This is a genomic window from Marinobacterium sp. xm-a-152 (genome assembly GCF_013282965.1).
Classification (GTDB): domain Bacteria; phylum Pseudomonadota; class Gammaproteobacteria; order Pseudomonadales; family Balneatricaceae; genus Marinobacterium_E.
Genome location: NZ_WBYI01000009.1, coordinates 19,418 through 39,687 on the forward strand (window position 1 = coordinate 19,418; position 20,270 = coordinate 39,687).

Annotated in this window: 18 protein-coding genes; 4 read left to right on the top strand and 14 right to left on the bottom strand. The window is 47.2% G+C overall.

All coding sequences use genetic code 11. The features are described 5' to 3' along the window. The 3 genes from XMA152_RS09600 to XMA152_RS09610 are packed head-to-tail and all read right to left on the bottom strand — an operon-like array spanning position 1 to position 4,875. The gene (locus XMA152_RS09600; protein WP_173483464.1) at positions 1 to 3,087 is read right to left on the bottom strand and encodes an efflux RND transporter permease subunit; all 3,087 of its coding nucleotides are present in this window, start codon (positions 3,085 to 3,087) and stop codon (positions 1 to 3) included. Beyond that, positions 3,084 to 4,388 carry an efflux RND transporter periplasmic adaptor subunit gene (locus tag XMA152_RS09605; RefSeq protein ID WP_173483465.1) on the bottom strand — a complete coding sequence of 435 codons (1,305 nt, stop codon included), beginning with the start codon at positions 4,386 to 4,388 and terminating at the stop codon, positions 3,084 to 3,086. The genes XMA152_RS09600 and XMA152_RS09605 overlap by 4 nt, the downstream gene beginning before the upstream one ends. 4 nt (positions 4,389 to 4,392) lie before the next feature. After that, positions 4,393 to 4,875, bottom strand: a complete 483-nt coding sequence (locus XMA152_RS09610) for a cytochrome b (protein ID WP_173483466.1) — start codon at positions 4,873 to 4,875, stop codon at positions 4,393 to 4,395. Between the two features lie 89 nt (positions 4,876 to 4,964). On the opposite strand from XMA152_RS09610, the gene XMA152_RS09615 reads away from it, so the two are divergent. Next, entirely contained in the window at positions 4,965 to 5,549 is a 585-nt protein-coding gene (locus XMA152_RS09615; RefSeq protein ID WP_173483467.1) for a TetR/AcrR family transcriptional regulator, read from the top strand. Positions 5,550 to 5,640: 91 nt separating this feature from the next. Here the strand turns inward: XMA152_RS09615 and ahpF are convergent, their stop codons facing one another. The 9 genes from ahpF to gloB form a co-directional block, all read right to left on the bottom strand. Then, positions 5,641 to 7,188, bottom strand: a complete 1,548-nt coding sequence (gene ahpF, locus XMA152_RS09620) for an alkyl hydroperoxide reductase subunit F (protein WP_173483468.1) — start codon at positions 7,186 to 7,188, stop codon at positions 5,641 to 5,643. A gap of 83 nt (positions 7,189 to 7,271) precedes the next feature. Then, positions 7,272 to 7,838, bottom strand: coding sequence for an alkyl hydroperoxide reductase subunit C (gene ahpC / locus XMA152_RS09625; protein ID WP_173482111.1), 567 nt, complete (start codon positions 7,836 to 7,838; stop codon positions 7,272 to 7,274). A 115-nt stretch (positions 7,839 to 7,953) separates the two neighbouring features. After that, positions 7,954 to 9,549: an ABC transporter ATP-binding protein gene (locus XMA152_RS09630; protein WP_173483469.1), complete on the bottom strand. Its 1,596-nt coding sequence runs from the start codon at positions 9,547 to 9,549 to the stop codon at positions 7,954 to 7,956. Further along, a complete protein-coding gene (locus XMA152_RS09635) occupies positions 9,546 to 10,571 on the bottom strand; it encodes an ABC transporter permease (protein ID WP_173483470.1) in 1,026 nt (341 codons plus the stop codon). The genes XMA152_RS09630 and XMA152_RS09635 overlap by 4 nt, the downstream gene beginning before the upstream one ends. Positions 10,572 to 10,574: 3 nt before the next feature. After that, positions 10,575 to 11,666 (bottom strand): microcin C ABC transporter permease YejB, encoded by a 1,092-nt coding sequence (locus tag XMA152_RS09640; protein WP_173483471.1) that lies wholly within the window; start codon positions 11,664 to 11,666, stop codon positions 10,575 to 10,577. Further along, positions 11,666 to 13,462 (bottom strand): extracellular solute-binding protein, encoded by a 1,797-nt coding sequence (locus XMA152_RS09645; protein ID WP_254448303.1) that lies wholly within the window; start codon positions 13,460 to 13,462, stop codon positions 11,666 to 11,668. Before XMA152_RS09645 ends, XMA152_RS09640 begins: the two co-directional genes overlap by 1 nt. 75 nt (positions 13,463 to 13,537) lie before the next feature. After that, complete coding sequence (locus XMA152_RS09650) at positions 13,538 to 13,786, bottom strand: hypothetical protein (protein WP_173483472.1); 249 nt, start codon at positions 13,784 to 13,786, stop codon at positions 13,538 to 13,540. After that, positions 13,786 to 15,387: a LysM peptidoglycan-binding domain-containing protein gene (locus tag XMA152_RS09655; RefSeq protein ID WP_173483473.1), complete on the bottom strand. Its 1,602-nt coding sequence runs from the start codon at positions 15,385 to 15,387 to the stop codon at positions 13,786 to 13,788. The genes XMA152_RS09650 and XMA152_RS09655 overlap by 1 nt, the downstream gene beginning before the upstream one ends. Before the next feature lie 121 nt (positions 15,388 to 15,508). Next, a complete protein-coding gene (gene gloB, locus XMA152_RS09660) occupies positions 15,509 to 16,282 on the bottom strand; it encodes a hydroxyacylglutathione hydrolase (RefSeq protein ID WP_173483474.1) in 774 nt (257 codons plus the stop codon). Positions 16,283 to 16,361: 79 nt separating this feature from the next. On the opposite strand from gloB, the gene XMA152_RS09665 reads away from it, so the two are divergent. From XMA152_RS09665 to dnaQ, 3 genes are read left to right on the top strand one after another with little or no spacing between them, the layout of a single operon-like run. Next, positions 16,362 to 17,129: a class I SAM-dependent methyltransferase gene (locus XMA152_RS09665; RefSeq protein ID WP_173482104.1), complete on the top strand. Its 768-nt coding sequence runs from the start codon at positions 16,362 to 16,364 to the stop codon at positions 17,127 to 17,129. After that, the gene (gene rnhA / locus XMA152_RS09670; protein WP_173483475.1) at positions 17,126 to 17,560 is read left to right on the top strand and encodes a ribonuclease HI; all 435 of its coding nucleotides are present in this window, start codon (positions 17,126 to 17,128) and stop codon (positions 17,558 to 17,560) included. The genes XMA152_RS09665 and rnhA overlap by 4 nt, the downstream gene beginning before the upstream one ends. Next, positions 17,560 to 18,279: a DNA polymerase III subunit epsilon gene (gene dnaQ / locus XMA152_RS09675; RefSeq protein ID WP_173482102.1), complete on the top strand. Its 720-nt coding sequence runs from the start codon at positions 17,560 to 17,562 to the stop codon at positions 18,277 to 18,279. The genes rnhA and dnaQ overlap by 1 nt, the downstream gene beginning before the upstream one ends. On the opposite strand, the gene XMA152_RS09680 is transcribed toward dnaQ, so the two are convergent. Together XMA152_RS09680 and XMA152_RS09685 are read right to left on the bottom strand one after the other, a co-directional pair. Beyond that, positions 18,267 to 19,886 (bottom strand): SufS family cysteine desulfurase, encoded by a 1,620-nt coding sequence (locus XMA152_RS09680; protein WP_173483476.1) that lies wholly within the window; start codon positions 19,884 to 19,886, stop codon positions 18,267 to 18,269. The genes dnaQ and XMA152_RS09680 overlap by 13 nt on opposite strands. Next, positions 19,886 to 20,260, bottom strand: a complete 375-nt coding sequence (locus tag XMA152_RS09685; RefSeq protein WP_173482100.1) for a DUF2069 domain-containing protein — start codon at positions 20,258 to 20,260, stop codon at positions 19,886 to 19,888. The genes XMA152_RS09680 and XMA152_RS09685 overlap by 1 nt, the downstream gene beginning before the upstream one ends. Positions 20,261 to 20,270: the final 10 nt, after the last annotated feature.

Here is a 20,270-nt window from a genome sequence, read left to right on the forward strand (position 1 = left end):
TTATCTTGTCGATGACTTAGATTTTAGGTCATTAACAATTGCATACAGTGAAGGAACAACAATCATGACCAATACTGTCGAAGCAAGTAAACCGAACACAACAGAAATCACCAATGGTTTAAGGGTTTGTGCTTGAGTCGATGTTTCCGTGAGTAATGGCGCCATTCCCATTATGGTAGTTGAAACTGAAACAAAAATAGGGCGAAATCTAGAGCGAACAGCTTCACTAGCGGCATCTATTACCGTCTTGGTATCAGATGCTCTCTCCTTTATGACGCCGATTAACAATATAGCGTTGTTTACAACGATACCCGAGAGCGATGCAGCACCAACAAGGGATGGCATGGATATGTTGTAACCCATCAAATAGTGACCCCATACGACGCCAAGAAATGCCATCGGGATAGTTAGAAGCACTATTAAGGGTTCAACATAGCTTCTAAATTGGAATGAAAGAATGAGATATACCCCTACTATTCCAATCAAGAAGCCACGAAGAATAGAGGCAACAGTTTCAGCCGAATTCGCTGCTTGTCCAGCAATCTCAAAAGTAATACCCGAGTAATTTGATTGGATATTTGGAAGCAAGGTTTTCTTTACGTCAGCTGTAATGGCATCTGCATTGGCTATGCGGCCATCCACATCTGCTTGAATTGTTACAGATCTTTTGCCATTTCGTTGCGTAACTGAACTCCACTCTCTAGTTTCATAAAGCTTTACAACATTAGGTAAGAGAACAGTTGAACCATCATTCAATAGTAGTTCAAACGCCAACAGATCGTCGATGTCTTGTGTGCTGTTATCTGCAAACTTCACTTCAATCGCGTATTGGAGTTCACCAACGCGAATATCATCAAGGGTTTCGCCAAGAAACGCTCCTCGCAACTGATTAGCAATAGCTAATGGCGTTAAGCCTAAAGCTTGTCCGTCAGAAGTTATCTGCATGCCAAGTTGAGGCTTGCCAACATTTAGATCATGTTTGGAGTTTAATACGCCATTGTACTTCTCTACTTCACTTAATAGCTCTTGCGAAGCCTTCGAAAGCAAATTCAAATCCTCATGGAAAAGTCTTAGCTCTACGGCTATACCCTGCGGACCAATACCAGGCTCTGTAATAATTAGGGATGTGATGCCTGGTAATACCCCAATTTCACGTTTCCATATTTCAATGAGTTCATCGAGCGTTGTAGCTCGAATCTCTGCAGATAATAGATCCGCTGAAACCGTAGCCACATGACTTCCGCTCTCTCCAACAGATAAATTTCTTCCGAATCGAGTTATCACACGTTTCACAAGGTCCTGTTGTTGCGGTTGTTTAGACTTTAGCTCGATATTCACACGCGCAAGGGCTTCTTCCACCTGGCGGACAGCTTCCTCAGTTCTACCGAGCGATACACCCATGGGTAGCAAAATTCGTGCTTCAATTACATCACCATCAATTTCAGGCATTGCTTCACGCTTCACTACGCCAGAACCTAAGGCTCCAATAGTAATGATCAACAATCCAACGGCGACTCCAACAACTAACCATCGATGATCAATAGCCCAGTCTGCTAATCTGCCAACGCCGCGCTCTTTAAATGCATTAAAGATCTCCTCGAAGCGAACTTTGAATTTGTTGGGTGAAAAATTAGATTGAGTTAGGCTATGTTTAAGATGGTGAGGAAGTATGAAAAATGCTTCTACTAAGCTTGCTGTTAGTGCAGCCAAAAGAACGACTGGAAGCACCTCAAGAACAGCGCCAAGCTCACCCGCCAAAAAGGATAACGGCAAAAATACAGATACGGTTGTAAGGAATGAAGAAACCACACCTGGAGCTACCGCGACAACGCCCTGAACTACTGAATTCAAAGTGACGTTGCCGTGTGAGTGCACAGCTATGGAGTCGGATAATACAATGGAATCGTCCATGACAATCCCTATGGCCATAAGCAACGCAACTACGGTGATCATATTTAAACTTTCACCTGTCAATGACATCCATGCAAAGGCGCCTAGAAACGCTACAGGCAATCCCATTGCTGCCCATGCTGCATAAGCAGGTCTGAAGAATAGGCTCATTACAAGTACAACCAGTACAAGACCAACGACACCGTTTTGAACAAGCATTGTTAAACGATCACGTATTATTGAAGTTACATCTTGAACGACTTCAAGGTGAATCGAACCAATTCCTCTGCTTTGCTCGGCTTTCACCGCATTTGTTAAGTCGTCGAGAGATCTTAATGCGTCAGCATCTAGGGGTTTGTGTACTTCAAGTAGAATGACAGGAACACCATCTAAAAAAGCTGCATTACTCGATGGCTCATATTTTTCATCTACCCTAGCGATATCACTCAGATTGATCACGGCACCATTGGTTAAAGTGACAATGGGCAGATTTAATATTGCATTTTTAGATAGCGCTTCGGTGTCGAATCTGATGTTGTACTCACCGCTTTCTCCTTCAAGCGTACCAGCTGGAAGATTGATGCTTTGTTGCTTAAGTGCATTAGCAATAGAGGAAGTTGTTAAACCGTACTCTTTCAAAACACGAGGATCAGCCTGTATTGACCAGGTTCTCTCCCCAACACCAGAACGAATAACTTTAGCTACAGTATCGAGTGAAGCTAATTGGTCTTGTAGATTCTTTGAGTAGTGATCAAGTTGTTCCAGTGGTAGCTCACCAGATACAGCGACAGAGGCCACTAAATCAGTGCGATGAAGTTCACGAATAACAGGAGCTTCAGCTAATGTTGGAAATGAATCTATTGCCGAGATTTCAGTTTTTAGATTGCTAACAAACCTAACAGCATCACCACTTGGCTGCATAGTCGCTACAGCGTGAGCTAAATTGTTTTGTGCTGTACAGACAAAATCACTCAGTGATTCAACTGATTGAACGGCATCCCATAGGGGCTCACATATTTTCTTTTCAACATCTGAAGGTGTTGCGCCACGATAAACGACCGATACCTCTGCCTCGACAGGGCGAAAGTCTGGAAATGTCTCTCGTAGAAGAGTTGGTGCTGAAAACGATCCAACGGCTATAAACACTAAAAGAAGTAAGTTTGCTGCAGTGGGATGAGATGTAAACCATCGAATCATTTCGCTACCTCAATCCCAGTAAACTTTTGTCCTGGTATTGCTGTTATAAGAGAGTCGAGTATCAATTTGTCACCCGCTTTAAGCCCGCTCATAATTTTCACTTGGTTCTCTTGCATGAGACCAAGCTGGACTTCTCGAAACTCAATTTCATTCTCTTCATTTAGCAATAGAACTTGATCTTGGTGGATCGCAGATAATGGAATCGTAATTACACTTGAGGGCTGAATTGTTCTAAATACCAACTCAATGGGTTGATTTGGTAACAGCGGGAAGTTCTGAGCGGCTGAATGGCTCGAATATGGATCATCTACCCTTACTACGATTTGAAGTGTTCTTGCTCGGTTATCTAGCTCTGTGCGAACAGATATCATCTCTGCCTTCCAAGATTCGCTTACGCTCCCAACTGTTCGCACTTCAGCGGAAACCAGTTTATTTAATGTATCTGTTACAAATTCATTATTCAGCGTGGAAGGTGGCGTATTTAGACCGATTAAATCTCTGAACTTATCGATGTTTACTTGTGCAGTAACATCGGCTGATTTAATGCCTATCCCTTCAATTAACGGCTGTCCAACATTAACAGCCTGATAGTCTTCAACAAGCAGTTTAGAAATCCTAAGTGGGTAAGGCGCGATAACATCTGTTCTAGCTAAATCCCTATGTGCACGGTCTAGTGAGATACTTAACGCTTGCTTTTGAGCTAACAGCTTCTGCTTCTTAGGTTCTACAAGTAACAAGCCATTATTAATGTCTGTAACTATTTTCTCCGAAGTCAGAGTGGCCCTTTGGACATCATCCAATTGCTTACGTGTTGCGGATCCGCTGGCATATAGCTTTTGGATTCGATCTAGATCTGCTTTTGCGAAGGTAAGCTGTCGCTGCTCTAAATCTAAGATCCGTTGAGTGTTTTCAGCCTCGGCATTAAGAAGTGAAAGCTCGTACTCAATACCAGACAACTCAGCACTAATTTGAGAAATAGCAAGCTCATAGTCCAAAGGATCTATCTTGAGAATGACATCACCAGCGTCAACCCAAAGCCCTTCAACGATTGAGTCATTTGATCGGTAAATTTCCCCTTTAACCTGTGCAACAGCCGACCATTTGTCGCTTGCCTCAATTGTTCCCGAAATCGACATCTCTGAGAATGCTTCCTCGGGCTGAACAACTAGGTATTTAACCGCTTTGATTTCTATTAACGATGCGCTCTTTTCTGGTGGTTTGACGCCGTTGAGTAGTAATGCAGTTCCAGCAATTCCCACAACAATAGGAATTCCAAACTTTAAGTAACGAGTCCACTGCATCTTGTTACTTCCTTGCAAGAAACATTCGATTCAATAAACCATCTTTCATTATGAAATGATGGTAAAGAGCAGCTAAAACATGCCCAAGAACTGTTATTAAAAGTAATACCTTAAAAAGGTTGTGTGCATTGGCCGCAGCTTCAATATTGAAGAACCATGCCATTCCACCGCTAAGTACCATCATCAGTAAAATTGCATAGAGAAGCTTATGCGCTATGTTTGATAATCTGTTGCCGAGTAAGTCTTTTGTTTCATGGGTGCTTATTGACCTCAAACGCAATCGTATGAGTACAATTACTGCTATAAAGATACCGCCAGCTACGTGTGATAGCACCAGCGGATCAAATGAAACAGACTTGCCTGATTGGATGAGTTCCCAAGCGTTTACAATAGAGTCATGAAGCACGTATTGAGCTATAACAAGGGCTACTGTACTCCAATGGAGTACGATTTGAGTTTTGCTATACCAGCGTAATTGATCGGACATGGTTTTGGGTCCTTAAACTATTAATTAGATAGTTCTAATGTTATGTTAGTATTTAATTACTTACAAGAGAAAACGTTTTGCTAAAAAGAATGTCCGCATCAAAGCGCAAAGATGAACTTATCAATGCACTTCTAGAGTTGGCTTATGAAATAGGACCAGACCGCCTTACTACCAGTGATATCGCAGCGCGAATTGGAGTCACTCAGGGAACGGTTTTCCGCCATTTCAAAAATAAAGATGAGTTGTGGGTAGCAGCAATACGCAAAGTCACTGATGGACTGAAGAGCGCATGGGCTGAAAATTTACTCCTATCCAAGGAGGTGGATGCCAAACAGCGAGTTGCTCGATTAGTCCATTGCCAGCTTGAACTTATTCAAAATACACCAGCTTTGCCCTTGATTCTCTTTTCACGTGAGTTAAACACGGAGAATGAAGAGCTGCGAACGATTATCAGAGAAACACTGTTTGTGTTTGATAGCCATCTCTCATCTCTGATTGAAAAGGCGCTCATTGGTCGTGACCAATCGGAAATTACAGTGCCTGATATAGCCAAATATTTAACATCGTTAATACAGGGGCAGGCTGTACGATGGGGATTGAGTGATAAGAGCTTCGATTTAGTAGCTAGTGGCAATCAATTATCCCTCAAATTGATTGATATCTTAATTAGCTAGCCCATCAACTGTGAACGGCGGCTATGTGCCGTTAAGAGACAAAAAAGGAGAGCATTAAACTCTCCTTTTTTTATTCGCTAGCCGCTTCGACTTAGTTTCGAATCAGATGATCAAAGGCGGATAGAGAGGCTGTAGCTCCGGCACCCATCGAGATGATGATCTGTTTGTAAGGCACGGTGGTTGCATCACCCGCTGCGAAGACGCCTGGTACATTGGTAGCACCGCGATCATCGATCTGGATCTCACCAAATTTGGTTAGCTCAACGGCACTCTCTTTTAACCACTCAGTATTTGGCACTAAGCCTATCTGAACAAATACACCTTCTAGCTCAACGCTGTGAGATTCGCCAGAGGTGCGGTCGGTATAGATCAATCCGTTAACCTTACCATTCGCTCCAGTGATCTCTGTGGTTTGCGCGTTCTTGATAATGGTGACATTAGAGAGCGAGTTTGCTTTGTCTTGCAACACTTGGTCAGCACGGAGTGTGTCACCAAACTCTAAAACGGTTACCTCACTGACCACACCGGCAAGATCGATCGCGGCTTCGATGCCTGAGTTGCCACCACCAATCACCGCTACACGTTTACCTTTAAACAGAGGGCCATCACAGTGAGGGCAGTAGGCAACACCTTTGCCCTTGTATTCAGCTTCGCCTGGAACACCAATCTCACGCCAGCGTGCACCCGTCGCCATAATGATGGTTTTGGATTTTAGGGCAGCGCCGCTCTCTAAGTTCAGTTGATGCAGGCCATCGGCTTCAGAGAGGCCCGCTGCGCGTTGCGCTGTAATGATATCTACGTTGTACTCTTTAACGTGCTGTTCCATGTTAGAGACCAGTTTTGGTCCCTCTGTGTAGGGAACTGAGATTAGGTTCTCAATGCCCATAGTGTCTTGAACCTGACCACCAAATCGCTCGGCGACCAAACCGGTGCGAATCCCTTTGCGTGCTGCATAGATGGCAGCGGCAGCACCTGCAGGGCCGCCACCTACAACGAGTACATCGTATGGGGCGCGTTCTGATAGCGCTTCTGCTTCGCGCTCAGCACCGGCAGTATCAAGCTTCGCTAGAATCTCTTTGAGCTCAGTACGTCCTTGGGTAAATAATTCACCGTTCAGGAATACAGCGGGTACGGCCATCACCTCGCGCTCTTCTACTTCAGATTGGTAGAGTGCGCCATCGATCATCGTGCTGGTGATGTTTGGATTTAGGCGTGCCATGAGGTTTAGAGCTTGCACTAAATCCGGACAGTTTTGACAGGAGAGCGAGATGTAAGTTTCAAAATGGAACTCACCCTCAAGGCTCTTAATCTGACTCTGAACCTCTTCTGGCTCTTTGCTTGGGTGTCCACCCGCTTGAAGAAGAGCAAGAATCAGAGTTGTAAATTCGTGACCCATTGGGATGCCTGAGAACACAACACGTGGTTCAGCATCGGCTTCACCAAGTATGGCCATGCTTGGCACTCGGTGATGATCCCAATCAGTCAACGTAATTTTGTCGCTACGCTCAGCGAGCGTTGTCGCGAGCTCTCTAAGTTCGTTACCTTTTGCTGAGTCGTCAGCAGCTAACTTCAGCTCAATCGGTTGTTTGATGTAGCTAAGGTACTGGTCCAACTGTTGGACAATATTTGGCTCTAACATGATGACCTCATGAATAAAAAATAACTAAGCTTTAGAGAGAAACGAGGCTGCGAGTGCAGCCTCGGGAAAGGACTTAGGTCCGATTAGATCTTACCAACAAGATCCAAAGATGGTGCTAGAGTCTCAGCGCCTTCTTTCCATTTAGCAGGACATACTTCGCCTGGGTGAGCAGCAACGTACTGTGCAGCTTTGATCTTGCGAAGAAGTTCTGATGCGTCACGGCCTACAGAACCAGAGTTGATCTCAACGATCTGAATTTTACCTTCTGGATCGATAACGAAAGTACCGCGCTCAGCAAGACCTGCTTCCTCGATCATTACGTCGAAGTTGCGAGAGATCTGGCCAGTTGGATCGCCGATCATTGGGTAAGTGATTTTACCGATCGTCTCAGAAGAGTCGTGCCATGCTTTGTGAGTGAAGTGAGTATCAGTTGATACTGCGTAGATCTCAACACCGATCTTCTGGAACTCAGCGTAGCTGTCTGCAAGGTCACCTAGCTCAGTAGGGCAGATGAACGTGAAATCTGCTGGGTAGAAGAAAACAACAGACCACTTACCTTTAAGGTCAGCTTCTGAAACTTCTACGAATTCGCCAGCGTGGAATGCTGTTGCGTTAAATGGTTTAACTTCCTGATTAATGTAAGCAGACATTCTGTCTTCTCCTTGGTTGGTTAAATTGTCATGTTTCAAGAATGCGACGAATATTAGAGTTCGCCGACAAAAAGGTAAAATTAATTGTAACTAATGATGTTATTAATAAATGCTATCAGGCGGTCTCTTTTTCAAGGGCTGATGCAGAAATTAATTCTCGGGTGTAATCCGTTGAAGGGGCATTAAAAATGGCCTCTGCAGAGCCAGATTCAACCACTTTGCCACCTTTCATCACCATAACGCGGTGACTTAACGCTTTTATGACAGCGAGATCGTGGCTAATAAAAAGATAGCTTAGTTGATATTGGCGTTGCAGGGATTGAAGTAGATCAATGACCTGTTTTTGAACCGTTCTGTCGAGGGCAGAGGTCGGCTCATCTAACACGATTAATTTTGGTTTTAATACCAGTGCGCGAGCGATGGCGATTCGTTGTCGCTGGCCACCTGAGAACTCATGGGGGTAGCGATGTCTAGATTCGGGATCTAGCTGTACATCCAGAAGGGCTTGAATGACAGCGGCTTCCCTCTGTTCTGGTGAGAAACTCTGTTGTACTTCCAGTCCTTCACTAATGATCTCTGCTACTGTCATTCTGGGGCTGAGGCTACCGAAGGGGTCTTGGAAAACGATCTGGGCAACACGGCGATGAGGTCGCATCTCCTTTTGGTTGAGCGAATCAACACGTCTGCCATCTAGCCATATCTCACCTTCGCTCTTGGTCAGTTTCAGAAGGGCAAAGGCAAGCGTTGATTTACCTGAACCAGATTCACCGACAATACCAAATGTCTCGCCCTTTTTGATCTGCAGATCGATGCCGTCAACTGCTTTAATATAATCATAAACGCGTTTCAGAAGGCCCTGAGTTTTAGGGAACCAGACTCGAATGTTTTTAGCTTCTAACAAGGTGTCAGCGTCTGCTTCAACTGCATCGAGGTCGCGTACAGGTTCTGCATTGAGCAGTGTGTTTGTGTAGGGGTGTTTGGGCGCATTAAACAGTGTAAGAGTATCGCCTTGCTCAACGACCTTTCCCTGTTGCATGACGAGAATTCGATCGGCGTAACGCTGCACAATATTCAGATCGTGCGTGATGATCAGTATGGCCATTCCCAATTTTTGTTGCAGTGCCGTCAGTAGATCTAATATCTGTTTCTGTATCGTGACATCCAACGCAGTGGTGGGTTCGTCGGCAATTAGAATCTCGGGTTCGTTGGCTAATGCCATCGCAATCATGACACGCTGGCGCTGACCGCCTGATAGCTCGTGGGGGTAACTTTTTAAACGGGATTCAGGTGATGGGATACCCACCAGGTCTAGAAGCTCTATCACTCGTGTGCGGGCCTTAGAACCCGATAATCCCTTATGCAGTCTAAGCGATTCAGCTATCTGTTTCTCGATAGTATGAAGCGGATTAAGAGAGGTCATCGGCTCCTGAAAAATGTAGCTGATTCGGTGGCCTCTTATTGATCGAAGTTCGGCTTCTGTCGCGTCCTGAAGCGCTTTCCCCTGGAAAACAATTGAGTCTGCTTGTATCTCTGTCTGCTCAGGCAACAGTTTCAATAGCGACAGGGCAGAGACCGATTTACCTGAACCCGATTCGCCAACAATCGCCAGTGTTTCACCGGCGCTTAGAGAAAAACTAAGATTCTCTACAGCTGCTTCAGGCTGATCAGGAAATCGAATCGATAAATGTTTTACGTCTAGAATCGGTTTCATCGGCTCTGTTTCCTAGGATCAAACGCGTCGCGAACGCCTTCACCAATAAAGATCAGTAACGTCAGCATGATAGAGAGTGATAAGAAAGCGGTCACACCTAACCAAGGTGCATGTAGATTCTCTTTGCCCTGTGCCACAAGTTCACCTAGGGATGGCGAGCCGGGTGGTAGGCCAAAGCCAAGAAAGTCGAGCGCGGTTAATGTCACCAGTGCACCATTAAAGATGAACGGCATAAACGTCAGTGTCGCAACCATAGCGTTGGGAAGGACATGCTTAAACATGATGACTGAGTTCGGTTGCCCTAGAGCCCTTGCTGCTCTGACATACTCTAGGTTGCGTGCACGCAAGAATTCAGCTCGCACCACATCCACCAAATTCATCCATGAGAAGAGCAACATAATCCCTAGCAACCACCAGAAATTAGGCTCCACTAGGCTGGCTAGAATGATCAATAGGAAGAGAACCGGCAGACCGGACCAGATCTCAATAAAACGCTGCATAAACAGATCGACCTTGCCTCCGTAATACCCTTGTAAAGCACCCGCCACAACGCCAATCACCGAGCTTGCAAGAGTCAGGACTGTGGCAAACAGTATCGAGATGCGAAAACCGTAGATCAATCTTGCCGCGACATCACGCCCTTGATCATCAGTGCCTAACCAGTTGTCGGTGGTAGGCGGAGAGGGGGCTGGTTGGTCCAAGTTAAAGTTGATTGTGTCGTAGCTGAACGGGATAACGGGCCACCACAGAGTGCCGTTTTGCTCCTCAATCAGCTCAGTAATATAGGGATCGCGGTAGTCGACTGGTGCATCAAAGTCACCGCCAAAATCGGTCTCTGTATAGTTTTCCATTAATGGATAAAACAGCCCTTGATCCGTTTTGATTAAGATCGGTTTGTCATTCGCGATCAACTCGGCAAAGAGCGACAGGGTAAACAGCAACATAAAGATCCACAACGAGTAGTAGGCTCGTCGGTTGCTTTTAAACTGTGCAATGCGTCGCTGAGTAATGGGTGATGCCATCGTTTAACCCTCTCGACTCTCAAAATCGATACGAGGATCGACAAGGGTATAGGTGATGTCTGATACCAGCTTTAATAGAAGCCCCACTAGGGTGAATATGTAGAGGGTACCGAAAATAACAGGGTAATCTCGGTTGATAACCGCCTCATAGCCAAGCAGCCCTAAACCATCCAGCGAGAAGATCACCTCAATCAACATCGATCCTGTGAAGAAAATACCTATCAATGCAGCAGGCATGCCCGCTATGATCAGTAGCATGGCATTTCGGAATACATGGCCGTAAAGGACCTGATGCTCGGTTAAACCCTTAGCCCGAGCGGTCAGTGCATACTGCTTATGGATCTCATCAAGGAAGGTGTTTTTAGTTAGCATGGTTAGCGTTGCGAAGCTGGAAATAACGGACGCTAGGATTGGTAGAGCAAGGTGCCAGAAGTAATCCCCGATTTTTTCGATCAGAGTCATCTCTTCAAATCCGGGTGAGGTTAAGCCACGCAACGGAAACCACTCAAAGTAGGTGCCGCCGGCAAATAGCACGATCAGTAAAATAGCAAACAAGAAGTTTGGGATCGCGTAGCCAACAATGATGATGCTGGAACTCCAGACATCAAATGGGGATCCATCTCGAACCGCTTTTCGAATGCCTAAGGGAATGGAGACTAGATAGGTGATCAGTGTGGTCCATAGCCCAAGTGAGATCGAGACAGGCATCTTTTCGACAATCAGATCAACTACTGGTTTATCACTGAAAAAACTACGGCCAAAATCGAAGGTTAGATAGTCTGTTAGCATCTTAAAAAACCGCTCATGGGCCGGCTTGTCAAAGCCATAGAGCTGTTCGATCTCAGCAACCAGTGCGGGGTCCATGCCTTGGGCACCCCGATATTTTGAATCGCCGCCTTGTGCATCGGCGCTGATGTCTGAACGCTCTCCTGAACCAATACGACTGGTCGCATCAACCGAAAATCCCTGTAGGTGAGCGAGAGCTTGTTCAACCGGTCCACCAGGCGCCAGTTGAATGATTAGGAAGTTCAACAGCAAGATACCGAACAGCGTCGGTATCATGAGCAGTAATCGTCGAAAAATGTACGCTGCCATTATGGCTTAGCCCACCAGGTATCCAGTCCAATGGTGTAGGTGGGGCGAATCGCAGGAAACTCAAATTTATCCCAGTAGGCGACACGGTGTGAATCGATGTGGAACTGAGGCACCACAAAATGGTTCCACTGCAATACTCGATCCAGTGCTCGAGCACGCAGCACAAGCTGCTCACGATCCGGAGCTTGAATCAGAAGCTCCACTAACTGATCAATCGCGGGATCTTTGATGCCAATTAGATTTCGGCTACCGGGTTGATCGGCGGCTTCCGATCCCCAAAACTCGCGCTGCTCATTGCCTGGAGAGCTGCTCTGTCCAAAGCTGCCGACGATCATGTCGAAGTCAGTTGAACGAAGGCGGTTAATATACTGGGATACATCGACGATGCGGATGCTGACCTGCATTCCCAGTTTCTCTAGGTTTTGTATAAAGGGTGCAACAACGCGTTCAAAATCCTTTTGCACCAGTAGTATTTCGAAATTGAATGATTCACCGGCAGCATTAACCAGTTTGCCATCTTTTAGTGTCCAGCCAGCCTCTTTTAAAAGCTTAAGCGCGGTGCGAAGTTGAGTTCGGTTGCGCCCATCCCCTTTGGTGGTTGGCGCTTGGTAAACGGTTGTAAACACCTCATCCGGAATCTGGCCTCTGAACGGCTCCAAAATGGCCAACTCTTTTTCACTGGGCAGTTCAGTGGCGGCCATCTCTGAATTAGAGAAGAAACTGTGACTGCGAGTGTATGCGCTGTAAAACAGGTTGGCATTGGTCCACTCAAAATCGAAGCCGTTCGCGATGGCTGATCGAACACGAGGATCACTGAACTTGTCGAGGCGCGTATTAATGATAAAGGCTTGCATACCGGCCGGGTTGGCATCAGCAATCAGCTCCTTCTTAATACGACCCTCATCAAATGCCGGGCCTGTATAGCTGGTGGCCCAGTTCTTAGAGGAGTTCTCCTCTCTAAAGTCATACTCCTCAGCTTTGAATGCCTCCAGTGCGACGGTGCTGTCACGGTAGTAATCAAACTGCATCGCATCAAAGTTATAGCGACCGCGGTTAACCGGAAGGTCGGCTCCCCAATAATCTGGGTTACGCTTGTAGGTAATGGTTCTACCCGCTTCAAAAGAGTCTACAACGTAGGGCCCTGAACCCAAGATAGGCTCCAGCGAAGGTTTGGTGAAGTCTCGTTCTTTCCAGTAGTTCGCAGAGAGAATAGGGACCTCGCCAATGATCAGCGGCAATTCGCGGTTCTCTTCACTGCCAAACTCAAAACGGACAGTATGGTCTGTAATGGCGGTGATTGAACGGATGTCGCGGTAGTAAGCTTTGTAGAAGGGTGAGCCCTGTTCACGCAATAGTCTGAAGGTCTCGATGACATCGTTTGCCGTCACAGGACTGCCATCGCTGAAGCGTGCCTGCTTACGAAGATCAAACTCAACCCAGGCTCTGGATTCAGGCATACGGACCGCTTCGGCTAGTAAGCCGTACTGAGTGAAGGGTTCGTCATAGGAACGAGCCATCAGGGTGTCAAAGGTTAATCCGGTACCATCCGCTGCGGTGCCTTTGATAATAAAAGGGTTAAAGCTATCAAAGGTGCCGTTGGCGGCCTGTTTAAAAACTCCGCCTTTAGGTGCTTCTGGATTCACGTACTCAAAATGACTAAACCCTGCATCGTATTTCAGGTCGCCGTGCATCGCGATCCCGTGCGAAGACTCGACACCGGCATGAGCCGTCAGTGCAACGGTGAATGAGAGAATGGCGCCTATTTTTTTTATGGAATTTTTTTGAATAGAACCCAAAACCACGGAAACCTCCTACGAAACAGTTTGTAAAACTATACGTTAGAAATAGGGTGGTAGGGTTAAAAATTCAACTTATTTTGTTGAATTGAGTGACTCAGCAAGCTTTTCCAGTTGCTGATGGCGTTCGCCACGAGGCGTCTCTTGGCTTTTAAGCTGCTGATCCAACTCCATCAGTTTAGTCAACTTGGTTTGATCGCCTATGGAGAGGCTGCGAATGAGGTCTTGATCAACCCATTTGCGGATGCGCTTCATCACAACCACTTTGAAGATCACGGCTAGAACCACAGAGATTACGATGATTGCAATGCCTAAAGTATCCATTAGCCCTGCTCAGGCTGTTTAACGCGAAGGGGTTGGCCTGGCATCAATAGGGTATCGATGCTGATGTCGTTCCATTTAAGCAGTTGCTGGACACTGATGTTGTGGCGCTGCGCAATGACGCTGAGGTTATCACCCTTGCGGACCAAGTACTGTGCAGTTGAAGAGGCTTGAGCGTCGGCTTTGAAAATCGCTAAACGCTCACCAATTTTAAGCGTCTTAGAGGTGCCAAAGTTGTTCCAGCGAGCGATCGACTTGTGATCAACGCCGTAGATTTTCGCAATTTTCCAGAGCGAATCACCGGATTTAACCGTGTGAAGAATCTTTTTACTGCCTGCGGGTGCGCTCTTGCGGATACTGGCGGTGCGACGTTGCGTATCACTCAAGCGGTACTGGCTGGCATCAACAAGCGCCGATGGGATCAATAGAGATTGGCCAACGCGAATCAGAGAACTTTTCAAGTCATTCGAGGTCTGAATGGTCGAAATGTTTGTGTTAAAGCGCTTAGCGATGACCGATAAGCTATCGCCAGGTTTAACTTCGTAACGAGCCCAGTTGATTCTGTCTGAAGGGGCGAGTGATGCAAGTTCGGTTTTAAAGCGCGCAGCGTTATCAACTGGAACTAATAGCTGGTGCGGTCCTTCTGGGTCCGTAGCCCATTGTGAATATCCCGCGTTGAGCTTGTAGATCTCATCCAGTTCCACTCCGCTCAACTCAGCAGCGCGTGACAGATCGATCTGACCACCAGTATCGACGATTTCAAAATAGGGTTTGTCTGCAAGAGGTGCTAAAGCAAGACCGTGCTTTTCTGGGTTTTTGAACACCTCAGAGATCGCTAAAATTTTAGGGACGTAGTGGCGAGTCTCGCGCGGCAGTTTTAGATTCCAAAAATCGGTTGGCTTGCCGGCTTTTTTATTGCGTTTAACTGCACGACCCACGGTGCCCTCACCGGCGTTGTAAGCGGCCATGGCCAACAACCAATCCCCATCGAGGTAGTCATGCAGATACTCTAGGTAGTCCAATGCCGCATGCGTTGATGCAACAATGTCGCGTCGACCGTCGTACCACCAGTTACGCTTAAGACCAAAATGATCGCCGGTTGCTGGCATGAACTGCCATGCTCCAGACGCTTTAGCCGGTGATTTGGCAAATGGGTCGTAAGAGGATTCTACTGCTGGTATTAGAGCGATCTCTGCCGGCATGCCACGTTTGATCACTTCATGCAGTACAAAGTGGTAGTAACGAGACGCGCGGCCCGTTAGGCGGTTCAAATATTTGTCGTGCTCAACATACCAGTCAATATGCTGTTGAACGACCTTTTTGTCCAGGTTATGGTTGAGTCGCATGTTGTTGCGGGTTATTTCCCACAAGTCTGCTTTCTTAGGATCTTTCTCAAGCTCTAGAAGTACCGATTTAATCGGGGCTTCATCCCACTCTGGCTTCACTTTGGGTTCGGTACGCTGAACAAGAACAGGCTCGCTCTCAAGCACCTGCACAGGCTCCGTTGGACTCTGCTGTGCGCTCTGTTGTGTCGCGACGGTCTGACAGCCTGCGAGTGTGATCGCAAGGGCTCCAACCATCAGTGTCGATTTCAACTTTGCCATAGTGCCTTTCTGGACATTTATACCGAAAATTTAAAGCCGCAATTCTACCTGTGAGGGGCTATTGGGTCAATTTCATTAATTTTCTGTTAAGGAATAAAAAGTCCACTTCATAGATCACTATTTAGAAGCTGTTCTTCCATTCTCGCAGCGCCGCCAAGGTCTCGACTCCAGCAGAGAGTGTTTGGTTCGAATAGTGGCTGGCGCTTTTAATCAACGCCATCTCTCTTGTGCGCATGTAGGGGTTTATCTGACGTTCTAATCCGATGCTGCTTGGCAGTGTAGGTCTGTTGTCAGATCTTAGCTGTTCGCATTGAGTGATCGCTTGGTCGATGTCACTATTTGCTGGATCAGCGGCTTTGGCAAAGGCCAGGTTGGCTAAAGAGTACTCATGCGTACAGTAGACCTCGGTCGCATCCGGTAGGCTTGCAAAGTAGTCCATTGCTTGTTGCATCTGATCTGCACTTCCTTCAAACAGGCGGCCGCAGCCAGCTAAAAACAGTGTATCGCCACAGAACAGCTGTGGTGTATCGCCGTTAACTAAGTAGGCGATATGATCCAGTGTGTGTGCAGGGACAGCTTTAATACTTAGAGACGCCCCAAACAGCTCAATGGAGTCTCCGTCAGATAGAGGGTGTGTTACACCAGGAAACTTTGACTCAGATGAGCCGTAAACAGGCACTGAGTATCGCGCATTTAATGCGTCAACACCGCCAGTATGATCTCGGTGGTGATGGGTGACTAGGATAGCAGCCAATGTTTTGTTGGATTGAGTCAGATGCTGTTCAACCACATCCGCATCACCTGGATCGACAACGGCAATGGATGAGTCATCAGGTGATTCGATGACCCAGATATAGTTATCGTCAAATGCGGGTAATGGGGTTAGCTTAAACATCCTGAACTCCGAAGCTGAAATTTCCCCCCAGGTTACCTAGAATAGAGATCAATGAGAACCTCCTTTGAAGGTGAAAACGATGAGTAGTGTGACTGATTTGAACGCAGTCAGCGAACTGCAGGCCTGGTATGACTCAGAGTTGGGTCAGCAGTTTTTGGCACAAGAGCGCCAAATGATCGAGCGTGCATTGCTCTCCGTGCAGGGCAGTCGTCTATTACAGGTTACTTTGGACGGTCGTCAGTGGCTCTGTGATACAGCCAGAGCTCAGCACGCTGTATTGGTTGCTCCTAGAGTTGAGCTAGGGATGGAAGAACGAACCCTAATTGCAACGCCAGAAGAGCTGCCCGTGCAGTCGGCGGTCATTGATATTTTGGTATTGCACCATGCTCATGAGTTTTCTGCGGATCCACACCAAGTTATTCGTGAAGCGGCCCGTATCCTTCGCCCTGGTGGTCATCTGATTTTGTTGGGTTTTAATCCGACCTCCTGGTTAGGGTTGCACTCACAGTTTAAGAGAAATCAGGGCGCCCCTTGGCGTGCCCAATTTATCTCGCAACACCGTTTAGGCGATTGGTTTAAGTTGCTGCAGCTCTCATCCTTAGGTGGGGACTCTAAAGAGTTCAACTACCCTCTGGAGAGTAACCAGTGGCGGCAACGGATCAGGCCTGTGGCCAAGGTGATTAAGGCGTTGCCGTTTAAATCCGGCAATCTATTCACAATAACAGCAAGAAAAGATGTAGCGGGTCTCACACCACTGCAACCGCAGTGGAATCGTCGTCTACTTGGCAAGTTACAAGTGATAGAATCTAAAGCAACAAGTGCTGGTGTAAGGCGAAATAAGAGTTGAAAGTAGTCACGATATATACCGACGGGGCCTGTAAAGGTAATCCTGGGCCTGGTGGTTGGGGTGCGCTATTAAGTTATGGCGGTGCTGAGAAAGAGATGTGGGGTGGGGAGCATGAAACCACCAATAATCGCATGGAGATCATGGCGGCTATCGAATCGCTAGAGTGTTTAAAACGACCCTCTAAGGTAATTCTCTACACAGATTCGGAATACCTGCGCAAAGGGATCACAGAGTGGATCCACGGCTGGATGAAGCGAAATTGGAAAAACTCCCAGGGCAAGCCGGTTAAAAATGCCGAGCTTTGGCAGCGACTTCATCAGGCGACACAACAACATGACATTGAGTGGCGATGGGTTAAGGGCCATAGTGGTGATCCAGGTAATGAACGAGCCGATCAGTTGGCTAATCGCGGATATGAGGAACAGCTCTAATGAGTCGTCAAATTGTACTCGATACTGAAACCACCGGTCTTGAGCCCGAAGAGGGTCACAACATCATCGAGATCGGTTGTGTGGAGATGGTGGCACGCCGCTTAACCGGTAACAACTACCATCAATACATTCTGCCCGATCGTGAGGTTGATGCTGAGGCGATGCAGGTCCACGGCATTACCAATGAATTTTTGGCAGACAAGCCTAAGTTCAATGTTGTGATGCACGAATTCATTGAATACGTGCGTGGTGCCGAACTGATCATCCATAACGCGTCGTTCGATGTCGGCTTCATTAATAAGGAGTTTGAGCGCAACGGGATTAAAGAGCGCATCGAAGAGTTCTGTACGATTACCGACAGCTTAGCCTTAGCGCGTAAAAAACACCCTGGTCAGAAGAACAACCTAGATGCTCTCTGTCGTCGGTACTTTATAGATAACTCGCACCGTGAATTGCACGGCGCCTTGCTCGACTCTGAAATCCTAGCCGATGTCTATTTGGCGATTACGGGTGGTCAAACCGCCTTGAGTCTATCGGTGGATGGGCAAGATGAAGAGGGTGGTGGACAGCGAATCAGACGCCTTACTCCTGAACAGGTTTCTGGTCTTAAAGTGTTGAAAGCGAGTGAAGATGACCTCACTGAGCACGAACGTTTTTTGGATATGCTGGATAAGAAATCAGACGGCGCTGTGTGGCGAAACCTTTCTCAGGAGTCATGAGACTCTAGCCATTCAATCAAACGTTGAATGGCGTTGCCACGCGTGCGACTCAACTGCCTTTCCAAGCCAAGGTCCGTTAGGTAAGTCTTGATCTGTTCGACAGTGGATCCCTGATCAATCTGGTGCTTAAAAAGCTGAATCAGAGCAGTAATCTGACGGCTCTCTGAGCACCCATCGAACTGAATAAAACCCTTTTCACTACTCAGTTTTAGCCAAGTCTGACTGGCACAACCTGTGACGAGATTTTCTGGTCGCTTTAGGCTTGGGTCTATTGAGACTGATCCCAAACTCATCAGTGCATTCAGTCGTGTTGGCCAATCTTTCGCTTGCTCAACCTGTTCTATCCAAAGCTTTGCTGAATCGCTATTCGATGTCTCATCACTCGTCACTGGTTGATGGCTACAGAGTGAACGCAAAAGGGCGATACAAGTGTCTAGCTCTTCAATTGTGTTATAAAACGCTAAAGAGATGCGCACAGAAGAGTGCAATCCAAATGACTGCATGAGCGGTTGCGCGCAGTGGCTACCGGCACGAACAGCGATGCCCTGTGCATCGAGTTGAGCGGCTATGTCGTCGGCATTGATCGTCTCATGATAGAAACTCACAATGGGTAAGCTGAACTCTCCAGCAGGGAGTATTTTAATCCCCTCTATGGATTTGAGTCCCTGCAAGAGGTGACTGGTCAGTTGCTGCTCGTGCTCTTCTATCTCTGCACGGTCTAGATTGTTTAGGTACTCAGCGGCAGCTGCCAATCCAATGGCGCCGGCAATATCGGGCGTGCCCGCTTCAAAGCGCAGCGGCGCCTCGGCATACTGGGTCTCAGTTAAGCTGACCGACTCAATCATCTCGCCGCCAACTTGCCAAGGGGGCATCGCATTAAGCAGAGCCTCTTTCCCGTAAAGAACCCCAATACCGGTCGGACCAAACATCTTGTGACCCGAAAACGCATAAAAATCAGCGTCAAGATCCTGCATGTCCAAGACCAGGTGCGGTGCCGCTTGAGCCCCATCGATCAGAGTCGTTAGGCCCTCTCTCTTGGCCAGTTTTACCATCTCTTTAATGGGGTAGACGGTGCCTAGGACATTGGAGGCGTGGGGTAGTGCCACCAGTTTTGGATTGAGTTTAAGGTAGCTTTGGTACTGATCTGAATTGAGTTCACCTGACGCTGTCAGTTCGATGACGTCTAAGTGGGCGCCAACCTGCTGCGCTAATCGCTGAAACGGAAGAATCGCAGCGTGATGAGCAGAGATAGCGATAACAATGCGATCACCTGCCTTGAGAATGGGTCTTAGGTAACTCTCGGCGACGAGATTGAGACCTTCGGTTGCACCTCGAGTCCAGACAATTTCATTGGGTTTAGCATTAATGAACTGTGCTAATTGACCTCGAGCCTGTTCAAAGTGTGCGGTTGCTAGGCTGCTCAGGTGGTGAGCCGCACGGTGAACATTGGCATTCTCTTTCCGATAAAACTGAGTTATTGCATCGATCACTTCGCGCGGTTTTTGAGTGGTAGCCCCGTTATCGAAGTAGATCAGGGGTTTCCCATCAACTCGTGTATTGAGGATAGGAAAGCTCGAACGTATTCGTCGCAGGGTTTGGCTGTCCATCAGTGACTGGTTTGCTCACGCAGCCAGCGACTCTGCCAGCGTGTATACATCATCGCAGCGGTAAACAGAGTCGAAATCAACAACACTTCAATCACACCATAGAGGGCTAAATGGGGTTGGATAGCCGTCAGTACACTGCCCAAGAAATAGAGCAGCAATACGAAGCAGAGCCAAGCGTGAGGACGCGGTGTGCCCTTTAATATAGCGGGTGTAAAACCGATCAGTGGCAGTAAGTGAACCAGCCAAATCACCCAAGGGTTATCTCCAGAACTCGGTGCTAACCATAAGAAACGTAGAGTGTAGAAGATTAAAAGGGCGATAAAGCTGACACGGGTAATTAAACCACTGATTGACGCTTTGCGTTGTAGAGACATGTTAACTCCT

Excerpts from the sequence above, each read along its gene's own strand:
- XMA152_RS09600 (WP_173483464.1), bottom strand. The coding sequence starts at position 3,087 with ATGATTCGATGGTTTACATCTCATCCCACTGCAGCAAACTTACTTCTT.
- XMA152_RS09605 (WP_173483465.1), bottom strand. The coding sequence starts at position 4,388 with ATGCAGTGGACTCGTTACTTAAAGTTTGGAATTCCTATTGTTGTGGGA.
- XMA152_RS09610 (WP_173483466.1), bottom strand. The coding sequence starts at position 4,875 with ATGTCCGATCAATTACGCTGGTATAGCAAAACTCAAATCGTACTCCAT.
- XMA152_RS09615 (WP_173483467.1), top strand. The coding sequence starts at position 4,965 with ATGTCCGCATCAAAGCGCAAAGATGAACTTATCAATGCACTTCTAGAG.
- ahpF (WP_173483468.1), bottom strand. The coding sequence starts at position 7,188 with ATGTTAGAGCCAAATATTGTCCAACAGTTGGACCAGTACCTTAGCTAC.
- ahpC (WP_173482111.1), bottom strand. The coding sequence starts at position 7,838 with ATGTCTGCTTACATTAATCAGGAAGTTAAACCATTTAACGCAACAGCA.
- XMA152_RS09630 (WP_173483469.1), bottom strand. The coding sequence starts at position 9,549 with ATGAAACCGATTCTAGACGTAAAACATTTATCGATTCGATTTCCTGAT.
- XMA152_RS09635 (WP_173483470.1), bottom strand. The coding sequence starts at position 10,571 with ATGGCATCACCCATTACTCAGCGACGCATTGCACAGTTTAAAAGCAAC.
- XMA152_RS09640 (WP_173483471.1), bottom strand. The coding sequence starts at position 11,666 with ATGGCAGCGTACATTTTTCGACGATTACTGCTCATGATACCGACGCTG.
- XMA152_RS09650 (WP_173483472.1), bottom strand. The coding sequence starts at position 13,786 with ATGGATACTTTAGGCATTGCAATCATCGTAATCTCTGTGGTTCTAGCC.
- XMA152_RS09655 (WP_173483473.1), bottom strand. The coding sequence starts at position 15,387 with ATGGCAAAGTTGAAATCGACACTGATGGTTGGAGCCCTTGCGATCACA.
- gloB (WP_173483474.1), bottom strand. The coding sequence starts at position 16,282 with ATGTTTAAGCTAACCCCATTACCCGCATTTGACGATAACTATATCTGG.
- XMA152_RS09665 (WP_173482104.1), top strand. The coding sequence starts at position 16,362 with ATGAGTAGTGTGACTGATTTGAACGCAGTCAGCGAACTGCAGGCCTGG.
- dnaQ (WP_173482102.1), top strand. The coding sequence starts at position 17,560 with ATGAGTCGTCAAATTGTACTCGATACTGAAACCACCGGTCTTGAGCCC.
- XMA152_RS09680 (WP_173483476.1), bottom strand. The coding sequence starts at position 19,886 with ATGGACAGCCAAACCCTGCGACGAATACGTTCGAGCTTTCCTATCCTC.
- XMA152_RS09685 (WP_173482100.1), bottom strand. The coding sequence starts at position 20,260 with ATGTCTCTACAACGCAAAGCGTCAATCAGTGGTTTAATTACCCGTGTC.